Below are 17,289 nucleotides of genomic sequence, written 5' to 3' on the forward strand. Positions count from 1 at the left end.
AGCGCGTGACCGCTTAATGGGTCGACTCAGCGTAATTTGCCGGGTCGATGGCCATCGATTTGATACTGCGGAACACGTCACCGCCTCGTGCGTGTTCCTGGGACTTGCGCTTCTCTTCCGAGGGCGGGCTTATGAAAACAAGGCTGGCCTCGTGCGGATCGCGTAAGTTGATCGCAAGGCTCGGACCGCCGGCGCGGTAGCTGCCCATGACGCCAATCGCCATCTCCATAAACAGGGTGGCGGCGCCAGTATTGCCCAAGCGGCGGTCGATATTGATGAATTGGTCTAGCTTGCCGCTGTCGATCTCAGGACCACCCTGTGCGGCGTACTCGTGCAGCACGCGTTCGAGTGCAATCAACTGCTCGGTTTGGTTGTTGGTGGCGGCGATGACCCGCGCTGGGCCCTTCGCGCGTTCACCTTCCGGCAGGGTATGGAGCGCTTCTTGTAATCCTTTAAATAGCGCCTTTTCGCGGGCATCGCGTCGGGCGAGCGGCTTGCCGTGTTCGTCGGTCATCTTGATGAACACGGGCCGATGGACGAAACCCAGCGTGGGCAGCTTGTCGAAATCAGCCAGTTGGGTTTTGCTCCAGGGAACGGGGAACCAGGGCGTTGATTTCCAGTCCAGCGGTGGCAAATGCTTGGCTTTGAATTCCCGGTCCAAAAAGCTGGTCGGTCCGGTCCCCCGGATGTCTGGACGCACGGCGAATTTGGCGGCGAAGTCCAGCCATTCGGCGACCGTGACGGTGCGTTCGGTCCGCCATGCGGGTTCCTTCGGCCTCGGTACTGTCTTCTTCAAGTCCAAGTATCCCAGATACAGTCGGCGCGCTACCCCATCGCGATTCAGCACCTCCACGCCGAGGCGCAAGTCATCGATATCGTCATAAGCGAAGGGCCGGACAGGATCTACCCTTTCGCGCCGGGCCAGTACCAATAGGGCCGAGGAGTCTGGCATTTCTGGGACGTAGTAGCCGGTCTTGACGAGGGGCGGTGATCCAGATGCCTGTGACAGTTCTCGTAGGGCTAGGTCGTCATCCGAGTTCAACACGACATACGGGATGTCTGGATGAGTGTCGAAAAAATCGAATACATCTTCGAGGATTCGGTCCGGCCGCTCCGCAAATCGACGCGGACCAGCCACGAACAGGAGACTTGCCATGCCAGACGACACGGCCGAGTTCGCCAAACCCATGTCAGGCGACTGTGGCCCATCCTGATCATCACTCATACTTGGTGGCCTGGCATTGAATACCGGAACCCCCCACTCCGATAGCGTGTATGCCGCTCCATTTTCCAAGGTGTCGCCACTGCGACTGCCACTTGTGCCGAGCTTGTCGTTGTTCAACCAAGGATATTTTTTCGGATCCTGTTCTCGAATCGATGTGTAGGGTGTGGCGGTTTGCAGAACATCCCACAACTTTCCCTGCCTGTACTTGTCCAGCGTGACTCCTAGGCTGATGACCTCCAATACGTATTCACGGCGGCCATTTTCAGTGTGTGCTAGCGACCGCTGCAACCGCATCGCCTCTGCGGCAGCAGCAGCCTGCGCCTGCCTCGTACTGGTCTCGCGGGCGGCCAGCAGCCAACGTCCGCCAAGTAGCGCTCCAATCCCTAATGCGACCGCAAAGAACCACCACACTTTGTTCATGCTCGTCTCCGGTTGGTTGTGTGCCGCCAATCCATCGCGTGCGAAGGCAATGAAAGAAGCAAATGCGAGAACTAGTGCGAGAGCAATTCTGTGAATTCTTGGTCTACCATTGCCATGCCGCGTTTTTCTGTTGATATTCATGAAGTCACCCGCTTCGCGTTCGTAGTGAATGGTGACATCGATTCAACGGTCAGGGCCGGTGGTAATTCCGGGGGCAATGGGAGATTCTTCGGAAGTTGGCCGGTTGAGTAATATGTTATGTTGGCTTCAATCAGCTCCGTGCGCCATTTTGGTTCAGCGCTCCAATAGCACGCGAACTGACTAATGAAATTGTCCCTTGTGAGTATTCCAAGACGTATGGTTTCACGCACATCCGGTTGCTTTAACCGCCAATCAGCCACCGCGCACAGGTACAGGTAGAACAGCGGGTGGGTCGGCGCATGTCCTCCGCCGATGGCGACGTCATAGGCCGTCACGTGGCTGTGATTCTTGCGGCCGCCATATATGGCGCTGTGAAATGAGCGGGGCGCGTCCGTCTTTTGCCAGCGCTTGCGAGCCTCGTTGGCCGTCTCGTTCCGCTCGATCAATAGCTTGGGCGGGTTAAGCGGGCGCGGTCTGTATCCGCTGTCCAGGCACAAGTACAAGTTCTTAATCTCACGCTTGTCAGCATTGTCCTTGCTCCGATTGAGACGCTCAGCGAGTGCCGGAGAGTGCTCGTTGACCTTCGCGACTTTTCCATCGTACAGCTCGGGATTTGGGCTTCGCATCGATACATAGCCGTGCAAGTTATTCCAGGGCCCGGTGGGATCCGTGAGGCATTCCCAATGTTTGTTTATGCCGTAATCACTGGTAACAGCGGTCGAGGCGTCGACTTGATCGACGTGTTCGCTCGCACCGTACCGGTACTGCGCATCCGTGAAAGCGCCTTCGGCCATGCTGGCGCAAATGGGCTTTGGCAGCGGTTCACCGGTGATACGTCGGACAGCGTGGCGTGTGCGCTCATCGGGTGACGCGTCGGCCGGCGCGTCGCCGTGGGTCGGCAGGTGAGCGCGGGCGATGTGATTGCTCGTCCATTTATCACTGTCAGCTGTATGCGCGTGATCGTCCTCACCAGGTAACCGAAGTATGAAGTCATGGGTGCCTTGTCCGAGCATGACGAATCTGCCGTTCTGTGGATCGGGTCGACGCTTCAATGTGAATATGCGTTGAAGAAACGTTCCGCCCAGTTCCGCGAGAGGCCTACATACGAACGGGCGCGGTACTTGTGTCGTCTTGCGGATCGGCGCATTGTCTTTGAAACCTGCACCAACGTTGGCTTGCCCAGACTGGAGTCGATGGCCCCGCTGGTAGTCAGGCACCCCCTGCCACCCGATCCCTTGCACATTGGCGAGCGCCACGGTCATGTCCTCAGGCGAAAAATAGAGGTAGACCTTGCCTCGGTTGTCGCGGTCAGCGCTGGCCGTCCACTTGGGTCCAACAGTGCCGAAGTGTTTTCGCGTGTCCGTGAGTTCCGCGAGCGGAGGCGACTCGTGCTTTTGCGCAGCCACGCCTTTGACAATGTTTGCCAACGTGGTCAATCGCGCATGAAGTGTTTGGCCGCCGGTAATGTGCCGGTAGCGGTCGTCTTCCCTCATTTGCGCGTCTTCGCCTGAATAACCGTCAACCATTCCAGCCAGTTTCGGTACCTCATCGACCAAGCTGTACGGTGGGTTGCACAAGATCAGCGTGTCCGCGGGACGTGCATTGGGCTGGATGTCCTTCATTTTGGGATCCAGGAGAAAAGCCTGCGCCAACAGGCTGAGCATACAGCCCTGGCTGTGCGCGACGATCGAGACCGTTTCGTCTTCATCGTAGTCACGGATCATCGTGATGAGCGCCGCTAGCCGTCGGGCCGCCAAGATCATGTAGAGTCGGCCCGGATTTCTTAGGATGGGACGAGTTGCATCGTGCGCCATCCAGTCAAGCGCTCCGTGGGCGTCGCTCTTCCCGCGATTCCACATCTCTGGGAGCGAGTTGGTCGCATTCGAAAACGGCCCGCCACCCTTCGAATAGTCCCTGTCCAGACGGTTCCCGTAACGGTCAACTGCTTGTCCATGCGGGGTCTTTTTCCAGTCGCCGACTTTGTCCAGTTCTTCGCGAAAGCCCCAGTAGAACGGGATCACTGGACTGTACGCAGTGTTGGTGATGTGGCGCTTGTAGAACACCGCGTCCGGATCCTCCTCCAGCTTCTCGCGATCGGCGGCTTGCGGCATTCGATACGTCGCGGGTCGGATGTCGCCGCACAAGCGCGTCGTCAAGCCTTCGCATAGGCCCGATTCCACCGCGTCGTAGCCTGTGCCCACATCGTTGACGCCATGCACGAGAATGATGGAACCGGGCAGATTGTGCTTGGCCGCGAGGATCCTTTCGTTGCCCTGGCCGGGAAGTGTCACGCCGTCTGCGGTTCCGACGCTGAATGGAAGCTTCTTGTACAGTCCTGCGCTTTTTTGCTTGGTCATGACTGTTCGTCCTTCCTGACGAGATTGATTGTCGCAAATTGCATCTGTCCGTGCGTCAATGTCGTGGTCTTCCCGCCCCCGTCCGTGACCCCGTTGCTGCTCGCCGCGGCTGCGGATTCGAGTTCGTAGTGGAGACCGCTTGCCGGTACTCCACCGTCGAGGTACGGGTAGTAGTGAGGAGCGAACTGAAGGTCTGTGCCGCCGTCGTCGAATCTTGGAAGTTGTGAGCTCATCGTCTCCGGGCCGTCCCAAGTGAATTGCGGTGCGTGGAATTTGAGCTGATGCTTGCTGCCGATGACCGGTGGACCGTCACCTAATTTGATGAATGAGCCGTCGGTTGTCACGAAAAGGAGCTTATCCGCCGCGATAGTGACGGTGCCTTTCGTGGCAGTGATCTTTACGTTGTCGCTCGCGGCGAGTTCGGTATCCCCGTGCTGGCTTTGAAGAATCAACTTGCCGTTGTGCGCAATGGCGTGCATCCCGCCGCTCTGCGCGAACAGAGACAGGCCATTGCCAGCATTCAGATTCACGCGCTGCCCGGCCACCATTTGAAGGTGTTGCTGCGCGACTGTGTCGATGTTCCTGGCCGAGTAGCTGACGATCGCCTGGGAGCTTGCGAATCCGATGCCAGCCGGTGAGGTCACCCCAATGACCGGTTCCCGCGGCTCCGGCGCCTTGGGCTTGGTGTTACTCCCGTCCTCCCACTTCTCGAAGCGGCCGAGCAGGTCGTCCTGGTCCTTGGCGTCGATCGGCAGGCCGTTATGGCTGCCCGCATAATTCCCGAGCGATGCGAACAGCTCGCCACACTCGCGCATCAAGCTGAGGAACTCCTCGCGCTCCAGCTGGCTGCCTTTCGTGGTCCCCGTACCGAGAAGCTTCCAAGCGCTCAAAAATATGCCTCGTGCTGCGTGCAAAGCGATGGCCTCACTGGTGCGCAGTTCTGCGCCTTCACCTCTGGGGTTGGATGAACCATCGGCGCGCGGTTCGGTCATAAAGCCAAGGTTGAGCTCACTGGAGGCGTGGTCGCTCGCCAGCTGCGCACTGATCTGGCCCGTCGTGTCATCAAACCGAAGCTGACTGCCGCGTGCCCCGCGGATCTCGCGGCTGCGCAAACCGGACTGATATTTCGTTCCTGGCAAAGGCGATTCGCGATGGAACGCAGGCGGGACACCACTCCCGTTATAGAGCTGGCCGATGATGACCGGCTTGTCTGGGTCGCCCCCAGAAAAGTCGATCAGGACTTCGGAGCCAATCCGTGGCAAATACCGGGTGCCACATTGTTCGGTACTCCCCGGGCCATTTCCGGCCCAGCTTGTGGCAACGCGTACCCAGGCTGAATCGATGTCTGAGTTTGAGGCTCCAGCGCCGGCGGCGTGCGCGTGATCTTCCGGGCGCGTCGCTGGGAAGCGTACTTTCACCCGCCCGAGCTCGTCGCACCAGATTTCTTCATTCGGCGGGCCGACGACAATGGCGCTTTGCAGTTGCGTGCGTGGTAAGACGGGCTGCGGCGGAACGATACGGCTGCCGCGCCGCACGCAGGTAAACCGGCTCTTGAACCGAATCGGTTCGCCATCGATGTTCTCGAACATCCGGTAGTCGCCCTCGCCCCATCCACTGTGGTTAAAGAGCCGGTGAACCCGCGCGGTGACTTCCTTCGGCAGGTTGTTCTGTGCCGCCAACAGCAGCGACGTGATGACGAATTCACGTTCAACCTGTGGATGGGTATCGATCTCAGGTTGTCCGCTCAGGCCAATCCACTCGCCGACGGCGAGATCGCGCACTCCGCCCTCTCCCTGGAAGACTTTCGCTTCGTAGGCAAAGTGCGAGGCATGAACATTCCCAAGGTCGGTCAGATCGAGGGCACTGTCGGCGAAATGAGGCGGGGCGACCTCATAATTTTCCAGCAAACCTGCAAGGGAATTGCCGCCATCGCCCTGGTCATGCCGGACGGGCGAACTCGTTGCCATGAAATCCGTGCTGGCCGGTTTTTTGTAGTCCCAGCTCTGCAGGGCGATATTCCCCGGCTGCAGTGAGCGTACGGCGCTCCAGGCGGTGACGGAGTCGCGCTGCTCGGTGGCGGCGTCGCGGTGAAAGCGCACGGTACCCGCGGCATTTGCTCGCAGCCGGCTCGTGTCCTGGAATAGGACGAGCGCATGGCCCACAGCCTGATCGTTGGATCGCTGGCCAGCGCGCTCTGGCAAGCCAGAACGGAAGAACCACGAGATGCCGCGGCGTTGAAGCAGTCGGCGGATAAAGCCGGCGTCCGATTCATTGTGCTGCATGATGAACTCGCGCTTGGGGATTTGACGGGCCGCGAGAGCGGCGTCGATGTCGAGTTCGAAAGAGCGTCGCAGGACCGTATTGCGCTCGCGCCATTCCGATGTCAACACGCGCACCACGTCGAGTTCGTTCATATTGCGGAAGACTCGCGTGTTGGTCCTGGCTTCCATGATCGCCAAGGCATCCGTGATGACGATCTGGTAAGTCGCCAGGGCGCCATCGCTTTGTCCAGATGAGGCTTGGCGAATGATGCCGCAGACCCGCCGGAGATCGCCGCGGTCCGTGACGATTCTGAGTTCCGCCGGTACACCAATAAAGGATTTCAGCGGTGAAGTGGCGCTGGAGGATAGGCACAGGATTCTGTATTCAAATCCCCCGCAAACCTGTTCTCGTCCGATGACCTTTTGGGGCAGGAGCTCGTCCTCACCGCTGCCGTCCTGCCGCGACAGAACGAGCGACAGGGGGCGGTTCTGCGCCTGAAGGGCGTATTCCAGCAACGCAGAAAATGAAAGCGAATTTTCGGCCATTCGATCACCCATGGAGATCAAGCTGGTAACAGACTCCTTCGCGATCAACGGTGTTGACGGCGGAAGTCAGAAATGAGGAGTGTCCCAGGCGCCAGTTTGCATCGGAGCGGAGCTGAGGTGCTTCGATAGCGTCGGCCTTGAGGACAAGCTGCACTTCAAATGACAATGCGGCGACACGAAATAGTCTCAACACAGCCGCAAGGGCGGCGGCCGCCGGACCGCGTGGCAGGAACTGCTGATATGAGTTCAATGAAAGCGGGCCAATCCTGAGACGCACTCGCTTTTGCTTGCACATGGCGCGGGCACCCAATGCGAACCCGCCGCCCAGAGTCCCGTGCTTCCCCAGGCAGACCTGCTCTCCGGGTTCAAAGTCCAGCATTTCAGGGACAAATTCCTCAACTTGCACTGGTACGCAGAAAAATTCACTGAGAACCTGCCCGAGCGTGCTGGCGGAGACCGTTGGATGCCGCAGGATCACCGCATAAAATGCTGCGAAATCCGCTGGCAGGTATTCTTCGGATCGAGCCTGCTGGGCATTCGAAGATTGCCCCGGGAAGCCCGCCAAACTGCACCCGATCGTGCGCAAATCAGGCAGCTCCGCCTGCTCCGAGGTGTGGGCTTGAACCCCCAAGGCGTGCGCACGCTGCGCGACGAAATCGAAGAACCCCAGAATGGCGGCGCCCCGGTTCCCAGCCGCCAGTAGCGCTTCTGTGTAGTGATAGGGAAGGGTGCCTCCGGTTCCGAGCAGTCCGCCGGTGGATGGGGTGAGGGTCACGTTCTTTGGCAGGCCTTCACCAGTCTCCGGGATGTCGGCCCGGAAGGCTTCTATGCCAGCCGTAGGGGAATGCAGGCCCGCGTGATTCTGGTACCGGATGCGCATGCGCCTCGTTTCTCCGCCTGCTTGCGCGGGCCGGTCCACCCGCGCCTGGGCGACCTTCGCCGCCTGCGAGAGTTGGAACTTGAAGGGCTCTCGCAGCAGTTTTTGCGTCAGAGAGAAGTTTGGCTTCCGCTGCGGGGGGCGCATCGCAGAATCTCCTTTCCGGTCTGGGCCGAGACCACGACCAACTGCACGAAGCTGTTGAGGTGAACGTATAAGCCGAAAAAATGATCGAGCAGCTGCGTGAAGGCGTGCAGCCCAGTACCGGCGTACGCCTCCTCGTTCATCGACAAGCTGATTTCAACGCCGTGCAGAAAGCCGGAGTAGTGCCGGTCCTGCCAGGGAATGCGCGCCTGCCTGCTTGTCATTGCTGCGATCCCGTCGATCTGCTTTTGCATCGCGGCTGAACGGGGCAGGTTGTACAGCGTGAGGAGTTCGGAGAGCGGGGCCGTGTCATGGCCCATCAGCGAGCTGTTATTCAAGGACAGGTGAGACACCAGCCTCCATTGATCGCTTGAGGGCAAACGGTAGGGCGGTGTTGGCTTGCGCAGCATCCGAATCGGTACGCCGCCCGTGGTATTCGCCATGCTGAAATCGCCGTCGGGTGCGCCGAACCGCATCTGGGTGGGCAGATGGCCGTTGGTGCAGGTCAGTCCTATGGAAACGCTGGCCTCATGTGCAGACAGGGGATCGAATTCCAGATCGACGAAGGAGATGAAATGCTCGTGGCCGGGGCTGATGTGCGCCAAGTGAGGATCCCGGCGCATGAGCCAATAGCGGCCTGACGGTCCCGATTCGCCATGACGCAGCGAGTAATAGGGGTGGTACTCCATGAGGCGGGAGTCGTCGCCGTTTCCTTCGATGGCGGTGACCGAATCGACGCTGTAAATGTCGAAACAGCGCGGATTGACGGAGTCGGATGGCAAGGAGTATTCGGCCTTGGTGTGATCCAGGCTCACCGGGCACGCCGCTTTGGGAAAGAGGTTGACCGCCGGAGTGCAGCCGAGGCGCAGATGATCCGGCGTGAGCTGCGCGAGCATATCTCCAATGGCCGCGTCGTGCCGCGACAGGCGAACGGCGAAGTAAATGCTGAACTGCTCGGCCGAAGGCGAAACTGAGCGTTTCACCGCCCGCATATCCAGCCTGAGGAAGTTGAACTTCTCCGGGAAGCAGCCGAATTCCAGCAGGAGGCGGTAGGCTTGATGGGAGCGCGAAGGGTAGGGCAGCAATGCTTCCTCGTCTGCGAAACCGGGCGTGTCGAGAATGGATTCCCGTATCGCGATCGCATTGCCGTCGCACTCGGTCCAGATCGAAGACACACTCATGGAGAGCGTGTCGCGCAGGCAGGAGGACAGGGCAGCGTCGGCGTCCAGGAACAGGTTCAAGTGATCCGGGAGGACGGATGCAATCCCTGTGCGGGACGACTGGTTTTCGAATGTCAGGCCAATGCAGTGGGTGACGCCAGGCGGGATCCCCAGGCCCGCCAGATCGCGCGGCACGGGGCCGAATCGCGCGGCCGCCAGCGATACCGGGGCTATCTCGACTGGAAACACAGTCTGGAACTGGTAGCGCACCCCATCCATGACGGGGCCGTGCAGCATCGAACCGCGAGGGACGCTGGTCACATTCTCGGCTTTGGCGCGGCCGGCCCGCCGGGCGGCGTCGAACTGGACGATGGTGCAGGAGGGGAAAGGCCGCAGATAATGCGGATAGTTGACGTTCAGGAGCGCTTCCGTGAACCGGTCGTAATTGCGGTCGATCCGCATCGCCGTGTGAGCGTTCATCAGGGCCACACCCTGCAGTAGCCTCCGGATGTGCGGATCCTGTTCCGCCCCGGCCGCGTTCACGCCAAGATGGGAAGCCAGCGCCGGGTACCGCCGCGCGAACTCCTCCCTTAGAACCTCGTTCTGGGCGAGCTCACGTTCGTAATACCGGAGAAGTTCCTGCACCGACCCACCTCATGGCATGGCACTGATGAGGATCAATTATTGCCATGCCAAAACGTGGACGTTTGCGCTATCGCAAACGAAAACCGAGCTGAGCGGAAGGAACCGGAGGGTGTCTCAGATCGCCGACAACGCCTTCACCGCCTCCCACGCGGTAGTGGCCGAACCGACGGCCTCCACGCGATTGCGGCCGCTTTCCTTGGCGGTGTACATGGCGCGGTCGGCGGCGACGAACAGGCGTTCGACGCTGTCGAGCTGCGTGGGCGCGAGCGTGGCCACGCCGATGCTGACCGTGATCCACGGCGACGTGGGCGACTTCGGATGCGGGATCCGCAGCCCCTCGATGTGCTGGCGGATGGTCTCCGCCAGCTGGGCCGCCGCAGCGGGTGGCGTATCGGCAAACAGCAGCACGAACTCCTCGCCGCCGTAGCGCGCCGCGAGGTCGGTGGCGCGCATGGCGTGGGCCTGCACCGCCTCCGCCACCCTCTGCAGACAGAGGTCGCCCTGCTGGTGCCCCAGCGTGTCGTTATAGAGCTTGAAGTGGTCCACATCCAGCACCACCAGCGACAAGGGCGCGCCGCTGCGCACCGCGCGCTGCCATTCCTTGTCAAGGAAGCTGTCGAAGTGGCGCCGGTTGGCGATCTTGGTCAGCGGGTCGGCCAGCGCGGCGCGCTGCAGCGCGGTGGCGGACTGCTTGTGGTGCGTGATGTCGTGGAACAGCCCAATGAACAGCGGCTCGCGCACAAACATCGGCGTGATCGACACATCCATCGACTTGACGCTGCCATCGTGCAGCCGCACCGGCACTTCGCGCGCGGCCTGCTGGCGCGTCTCGGCCGGCTGCTTGGCGTACATGTGGAACCAGGTCAGGTATTCATCCGCCACCGACGCGGGGAACAGCTCGCGGATCGAGCTGCCCGCCAGCTCCCCGTCGCGGTAGCCCAGGTACTGGTCGCAGGCGGGATTGGTGTACTGGATGCGGCCATCGGCCTCGATGATCATCAGCCCTTCGCCCATGCTGTTGACGATGGTGCGCAGGCGGTCGGCCTGCTGCTGCTGGGTCTCGGCCTGGCTGCGGATCTGGAGCTGGGTGCGCACGCGCGCACATACTTCGGCCATGCGATAGGGCTTGGTGATGTAGTCCACGCCGCCGATGTCGAAGCCCGCGACCACGTCATCGGTCTCGTCGCGCGCGCTCATGAAGATCACCGGAATGCGCTCGGTGACCGCGTGCGCCTTGAGCTGGCGGCAGGTTTCGATGCCATCCATGCCCGGCATGACAACGTCCAGCAGGATCAGGTCCGGATGTACGCGGCGCGCGATCTTGAGCGCGCGTTCGCCGGAGTTGGCGACGAAAGTCTGATAGCCCTGCTGGACCATCATCTTGCGCAGGACGCTCAGGTTGGTGGGTGCGTCGTCGACGATCAAAATCGCGGCTTCGCGGGGCGTGTCCTGTGTATGCGTACGGTACGGAATCATGCTGGTGTTCAATATGTCCCAGCGCTGATCATACCGCCGCTGTAGTGACGGTGGGAAAAATCTTAGGCCTTACAGCCGTGTCCCTTGAACACAGGATACGGCTGTTGTACTCGTGCAACCAACCGTTATCAGAAGTGGTAGACCGCCTGCAACGACGCGGTGCGCGGCGCCATCGGCAGGTCGTGCGGCAGGGCCAGGCCGGGGGCCAGGCTCGGTTCACGCACGTCCGCGTTGAACACATTGCGCAGGGCCAGCGTGAAGTCGACATTGCGCCAGCCACGCTTGGTGCGCAGGGCCAGGTCCACCGTGGTGTAGTCGGGGATGGCGGTACGCGCATCGCCCGCAGGACGGCGGCGGTCCGCCACCCAGTTGGCCTGCAGGCTGGCCTGATAGTCGCCCGCAAAGTGCCAGTCCGCGCGCGCGAACAGGTGCTTGCGCGGCGCGTAGCCGGCGTCGGTGTGCGTGGTCTCGTCGATCGAGCGCTGCAGCGCGAGGCTGCCGGTCAGGCGCAGGTCGCGCGTGACGTCCCAGGTGCCTTCCACTTCCAGGCCCTTGCCGTTCTGCGCACCCCTGTTGGCATAGGTCGATCCGGTGTTCGGGACCGTGTTAGGCACCGCGCGGATGATGTCGTTCATCGCGTAATGGTACACGGTCACGTTGAGCAGCGCGTCCGAGCTGACCTGCCAGTTGACCGAGCCTTCGATCGTGTTGTTGGTCTCCGGCTTGAGGTTCGGGTTGCCCAGGGCGACCGGATTGCTCATGCCGTAGCTCTCGATGAAAGCCGGGGCGCGGAACGCGCGGCCGTACAGCAGCTTGGCCGTGAGATTCAGCGCCGCGTCCCACACCACGGCCACGCGCGGATTGGTGGTGCCGCCGAAGTCGGAGTAGCGGTCATGCCGCACACCGGCCGTGACCGACCAGTCGTTGGCGAGGCGCCATTCGTCCTGCAGGTACACGTAGTCGATGCGGCGGCGGTGCGGCAGCAGGAAGCTCAGTTCCGGTGCGATTTCCACCGCCTGGCCGCCGGCCAGCGGAATCGGCGTCCCGGAAGTGCTGTAGCTGAAGTTGCGGCGCTCGCGCGTGCGGTACAGGTCCAGGTCATCGTGGCCGATGCCGATGCGGATGTGGTGATCGTCGATGCCGGTGTAGCTGGCAAAGCCGCCCAGGCGGAACTGGCGCTCCCACGTTTCCGGCGCACCGAACATCCCGAGCGGGAAGGGGCCAGTCGGCAGGCGCGCGCCCGGCGGCAGCAGCTGGTAGTCGGTCGGGATCAGCTGCATGTACTGCAAGGAGCTCAGTGACACGCCCAGCGCCCAGTCCTTGGCGAACTGGTTGTCCGTCCACGAGAGGTCCGAGGTGATCCGTTCGCTCTTCGATTTACCGACCGGGTCCAGCGCATAGGCCACGCCCGCGCCGCTGCCCAGGTCATGCCGTTCCTTGTAGCCGGCGCGCAGGCGCCAGTTGCCCCAGGTGGCGTCGAAGTTGGCGTCGATGGCCTTGCCGCCGGTCTGCACCTGGCCGGGCGCGAGGCTGGCGTGGGTGCCGAACAGCGCGTCGTTGCGGGTCTGGGCGTCGGCGTCAATGGTGGAGTCGAAACCATCGGTCTCGCCGACGCGGATATAGGCCGAGTAGTCCGCCGGACCGGCCTTGCCGCCATGCTGGACCCAGGCGTCACGCGAGTTGAAGGAGCCGATGCGGCCACCGATGTCGGTGCCTTGGGCATCCGCCGCGGACTTGGTGATGATTTTGATGACGCCCGAGAAGGCGTCCGATCCGTACAGCGCCGAGCCGGGGCCGCGAATGATCTCGATACGGGCGATATGTTCGACCGGGTAGCCGCCCCACAGGTTGCCCTTGTTCCCCTGGAACAGGGTGGTGACGGGGATGCCGTTCTGGAGGACCAGCAGCTGCGGGGTGTACTGCGTGACGATGCCGCGCACCACGTACAGCGGCGCGTACATGGAGGCAGCGCGGGCCACGTGCACGCCCGGCACCGATTCCAGCACCTGGTCCAGGTCCGTGGCGCCCATGGCGGCGATGTCCTGGGCCGTGATCACGGTGGCCACCGCTGGCGCACGCCGCAACGACTGCGCGCTGCCGGTGGCGATGGAGACGGTCTCCTTGTCGCCGTAGATCTGGCTCAGTTCTTCTTCCTCGCTGGCCTGGGCCAGCGGTGAGCTGCGTTGAGGCGTGTCTTGAGTAACCTGGCGTCCCATTGCGGTGCAGGCCTGGGTGACCAGCACCGCCATCAGGGCCAGGCGCATGGCAGCGCTCGACGTCATTGGCGATCCCCTCTTATGTAATGCTCAGGCCATTGTAGCCTGAGGGATACATTTTTCGAAAGGGGCAGTTTGCCCTAGCGGCTGGGCGGCCACACTCGCCCGGCCACGCCTTCGTAGGCGATGCCGGAGCAGGGCGTCGGGAACAGGGTGCCTTCGGGCTTGGCGGCGGCATCGGCCACGCAGGGCGGCATCCCGGCCAGGAAGGTCGGCACCCGCACCATCTGGTAGTCGCGCGGGGTGAGTCCCATGTCGGCGATGAGGGCCGCGTGCAGGGCGGCGTAGTTCATCTTCAGCTTGGGAAAGCGCGGGACCAGCACCTTTTCGATCTCGTGGGCCAGCAGCACGTGCTTGCCCTGGTCCAGCCCATTCTCGCGCGCCACCTGCATGATGAAGGGGTTGCGTTCGTCGATGGAGTTGATCGGGCGCCCGTAGCCGTAGATGCGGCGCGCGGCTTTTTCGGCCAGGACCACGTCCTCGATGCTGGCGCCTTGCTCGACTTTCTGCATCGCTTGGGTGATGAAGGTGATCGAGCGCAGGCCCGCTTGGCCGCCATAGGTGGTGGCTTCGGACAGGGCCAGCCCGGCCACGATGCCGAGGTTCGCGCTGCTGCGGTTGGAGGCGGCCAGCGAGGCCACGCGGTTATTCCACAGGCGGGTGTCCGGGTAGCTGGTGCAGACCCAGATCGCGTGCAGCATCCGCACCTGGGCGTCGCTCAGCTTGCGGCCGGTGATGGAGAATACGTACAGGCCCACCCAGTCCATGTCCAGCAACTCCTGATGCAGGTCGTGGCCGCGGAAGATGGTGTGGGTGCCGGGGAAGCACTGGCCCATGGCCGTTTGCAGGCGGCCGGTGTTCTGTTGGAGGATGTCCGGGCCGCTCATGGCGCTTGCTCCGATTGCAGGTCGATCTGGTAGAAGGGGAAGCGGCGGTAGCCGTGGTGCTGCTGCTCCAGCGCGTGGGCGGCGGCGCCGGGCAAGCGCAGGAGCAGGAACAGCATCTCGCCTTCCGGGCCGGTGAAGCCGAGGTCCGCGAACAGGGCGGCAGCCACGCCACTCATGGCCAGCGGCTTGCCGATAGCGTGGGTGAGCGCGTCCAGGTTGGCGTGCAGCCAGGTGGTGCGCGGCGTTTGCGCGCCGCTGGCCACGGCGGCCAGCAGCTGGCGCACGACGGTCGGGGTGACGGTGCCGTTCGGGTCGAAGCCGGGGGTATGTTCGCGGTCGGGGAAGGCTTCCACCGGGTCGCTGGCACGCGGGCCGCCGTTGGCCTGCCAGGCGTCCACGCTCATGCCGCAGTCGGACCACATGCGGATGGCGTCCAGCACGTCGCGCGCGCCGCCGGTGCGTCCGGCGCCTACGGCCAGGGCGGCCATCAGCGAGGCGGCAGCGGCGGAGCCGCCCACGCCGCCGCACATGGCGGCGTGCACGGATGGGTCGCGCGGGCCTGGGTTGGCCAGGCCGACGGCCAGGGTTTCGAGGGCTTGCAGCTGTTCGGACGAGGGCAGCTCGTCGCGCAGCAGCAGGACCAGCATCTGGATCCAGCTGGCGCGGCCCAGCATCTGGCCGTACACGTCGTAGCCGCGCACATAGGCGGCGCGGGTGGCAAAGTCGTTGCCGGGTTCAGGCTCTTCACGCCAGATGCGGGTGTGGACCACATCGGCTTTGTCGATATCGCTCATGAATAGGATGCGCCTCCCCGGGCGAGGGAGACAGCGCTCAAGTTGTGGGGTTATTGATTTGCGGCGAGCACGCGCATGCGGGCGTTCATCGGGGGGACTTCGTCGCCGTCGATGTGCACGTCCAGCAGCGTGGGGCCGTTGCGGGTCAGGATGGCGTCCATGTCCAGCGCTTCCAGGTCGGCCGGGCTCTTGATGGTGTAGCCGTCCGCACCAAGGGCGCGCGCCAGCATGGCGAAATCGGTCGGCGGCATGTCGCAGCCGACGCGCTCCGCACCGGCCAGGCGCTGGCCGTGCTTGACCATGCCGAGGGCGCGGTCGTTCAGCACCACGAAGATGCAGTTCAGGCGTTCGGCCACGGCCACGGAGATCTCCTGCCCGTTCATCAGCAGGGAGCCGTCGCCGGTGATGCACACCACTGGCACCGAGGGATTGGCCATCGCGGTACCGACCGCGCCGCCGATCGCCCAGCCCATGGCCGCGAAGTTCATCGTCACGCGCAGCCAGCCGCCATGCGAGGTGCGCTGGCCCGGCACGCGTTTGCGCTCGCCGCCGCCGAGGCGGCGCTCGCCCATGCGGCGGTCCTGCGGCTGCAGGTAGTGGGTGGCCCAGGCCACGCTGTTGCCGGTGTCGGCAAGGAAGCGGGTGGTGGGCGGGAACATCTTGGAGAGTTCGCGCATCAGGCGCTGCGGCTTGATCGGTGCGGCGTCGCTGGTGAAGGCGTGCGGCGCGGCCAGGATGCTGTCCGGATCGAACTTGATCGCAGCCAGGTCGCGCGTCGCGCTGCGCTTCTCGACCGGGACTTCGGTGCCGATGCGGATGTCGTGGATGCGTTCGACCAGGCGGTTGAAGATGGCGCGGATCGAACCGCGCATGTGCAGGCTGGCCATCGGCGTGCGCGCGAGGTTGTCCTCGGACTCGTCGATGTGGACCATGCGCGCGTTCATCAGGCTGTTCGACCAGCCGCCGGTGTTCCACTCGCCCATGCTGGCGCCGATGGCCAGGATCATGTCGACCGACGGATCGGTGAGCGCATCGTCCGCGCTCTGGTGGCCGCCGAAGCCGAACACGCCGCGAAACAGCGGGTGCTGCGGGCTGACGAGGCCTTTGCCGTCCGGCGTGGTGACGAAGGTCGCGCCCTTCAGGCCCGCGAACTGCAGGATCGAATGAATCGCTTCGCCGCAGCCGCCGCCGACCAGCAGGACCACCTTGCGGGCCTGGGCCAGCTTGTCGCGCAGCGCTTCCACCGCATCATCATCGACCAGCGAGGAGGGGCGCAGCAGGTTGGAGAGGTCGTACGACGGCGTTTCGACCATGGCGGGCTGGCGGAACACGTCCACCGGTACGGCCAGGTGCACCGGGCCGCGCGGAGTGCGGGTCGCGTGCTGGAGCGCCTGCACCAGCTTCGGTTCGAACTGCTTGGCGTGGGAGACCAGGGAGTTGTAGCGGGTGCAGTGGCGGAACATGCCCAGCACGTTGATGCCGGTGCAGGACGACTCCTGCAGCGGGTGGCGGCCGAAGTGCGGCAGCGCGGGCTGGCCGGTCACCATCAGCAGCGGGACGTTGTTGTCGTAGGCGGTGGCGGCGGCGGTGATCAGATTGGTCGCGCCGGGGCCGGAGGTGGCGATGCACACGCCGATCTTGCCGGTCTCGCGGGCGTAGCCGTCGGCCATCGAGGCGGCGCCGGCTTCGTGGCGCGCCAGTACGTGGCGGATGCTGCCCCGGCGTTCGCTGCGGGCGAGGGCGTTGTACAGCGGTTCGATGGCGCCGCCCGGAATGCCGAACACATATTCGACACCCATCTGTTCGAGGTAGGCGACCAGCAGGTCGGCCATATCCATCGGGGGGACGGCAAGCTTGGGGTTAATCTGGGACAGCTGGCGCAGCAGGTCCGGCGTGGAGGTGCCGGGCGATTCGAGCATCATGGTCATACCTGGTCGGGGTCGGCCGTGACGTCTCCGTGGGACATGGCCTACATTGTGAAAGAACTGACTGCTTCGACTATTGTGTATTTTTTAGCAGTAATTAATGTTTCTACACGTAATTTTAAATTATTTTTGTGAAACCGTGTGGAAATTGGTGA

At 63.0% G+C, this 17,289-nt stretch carries 10 protein-coding genes; all 10 read right to left on the bottom strand.

Going from position 1 to position 17,289, the window contains the following annotated elements; all coding sequences use genetic code 11:
* Positions 1–13 precede the first annotated feature (13 nt).
* Positions 14–1,645, bottom strand: a complete 1,632-nt coding sequence (locus tag E4L96_RS20980; protein WP_167758766.1) for a type VI lipase adapter Tla3 domain-containing protein — start codon at positions 1,643–1,645, stop codon at positions 14–16.
* A gap of 137 nt (positions 1,646–1,782) precedes the next feature.
* Entirely contained in the window at positions 1,783–4,143 is a 2,361-nt protein-coding gene (locus E4L96_RS20985) for a T6SS effector phospholipase Tle3 domain-containing protein (RefSeq protein WP_135209165.1), read from the bottom strand.
* Entirely contained in the window at positions 4,140–6,950 is a 2,811-nt protein-coding gene (locus tag E4L96_RS20990) for a type VI secretion system Vgr family protein (RefSeq protein ID WP_135209166.1), read from the bottom strand. Before E4L96_RS20990 ends, E4L96_RS20985 begins: the two co-directional genes overlap by 4 nt.
* A gap of 4 nt (positions 6,951–6,954) precedes the next feature.
* Positions 6,955–7,974, bottom strand: a complete 1,020-nt coding sequence (gene tssG / locus E4L96_RS20995; RefSeq protein ID WP_135209167.1) for a type VI secretion system baseplate subunit TssG — start codon at positions 7,972–7,974, stop codon at positions 6,955–6,957.
* Positions 7,938–9,776 (bottom strand): type VI secretion system baseplate subunit TssF, encoded by a 1,839-nt coding sequence (tssF, locus tag E4L96_RS21000; protein WP_135209168.1) that lies wholly within the window; start codon positions 9,774–9,776, stop codon positions 7,938–7,940. The genes tssG and tssF overlap by 37 nt, the downstream gene beginning before the upstream one ends.
* A 114-nt stretch (positions 9,777–9,890) precedes the next feature.
* Complete coding sequence (locus E4L96_RS21005) at positions 9,891–11,252, bottom strand: diguanylate cyclase (RefSeq protein ID WP_135209169.1); 1,362 nt, start codon at positions 11,250–11,252, stop codon at positions 9,891–9,893.
* Between the two features lie 128 nt (positions 11,253–11,380).
* Positions 11,381–13,534 (bottom strand): TonB-dependent receptor plug domain-containing protein, encoded by a 2,154-nt coding sequence (locus E4L96_RS21010; protein WP_229414666.1) that lies wholly within the window; start codon positions 13,532–13,534, stop codon positions 11,381–11,383.
* A 74-nt stretch (positions 13,535–13,608) separates the two neighbouring features.
* On the bottom strand, positions 13,609–14,415 hold the full coding sequence (locus E4L96_RS21015; protein WP_135209170.1) for a citrate synthase family protein: 807 nt from the start codon (positions 14,413–14,415) through the stop codon (positions 13,609–13,611).
* Entirely contained in the window at positions 14,412–15,209 is a 798-nt protein-coding gene (locus E4L96_RS21020; protein ID WP_135209171.1) for a citrate synthase family protein, read from the bottom strand. Before E4L96_RS21020 ends, E4L96_RS21015 begins: the two co-directional genes overlap by 4 nt.
* Before the next feature lie 50 nt (positions 15,210–15,259).
* Entirely contained in the window at positions 15,260–17,137 is a 1,878-nt protein-coding gene (locus E4L96_RS21025) for a thiamine pyrophosphate-binding protein (protein WP_229414668.1), read from the bottom strand.
* Positions 17,138–17,289: the final 152 nt, after the last annotated feature.

This window comes from Zemynaea arenosa (assembly GCF_004614185.1).
Taxonomy (GTDB): Bacteria; Pseudomonadota; Gammaproteobacteria; order Burkholderiales; family Burkholderiaceae_D; genus Telluria; species Telluria arenosa.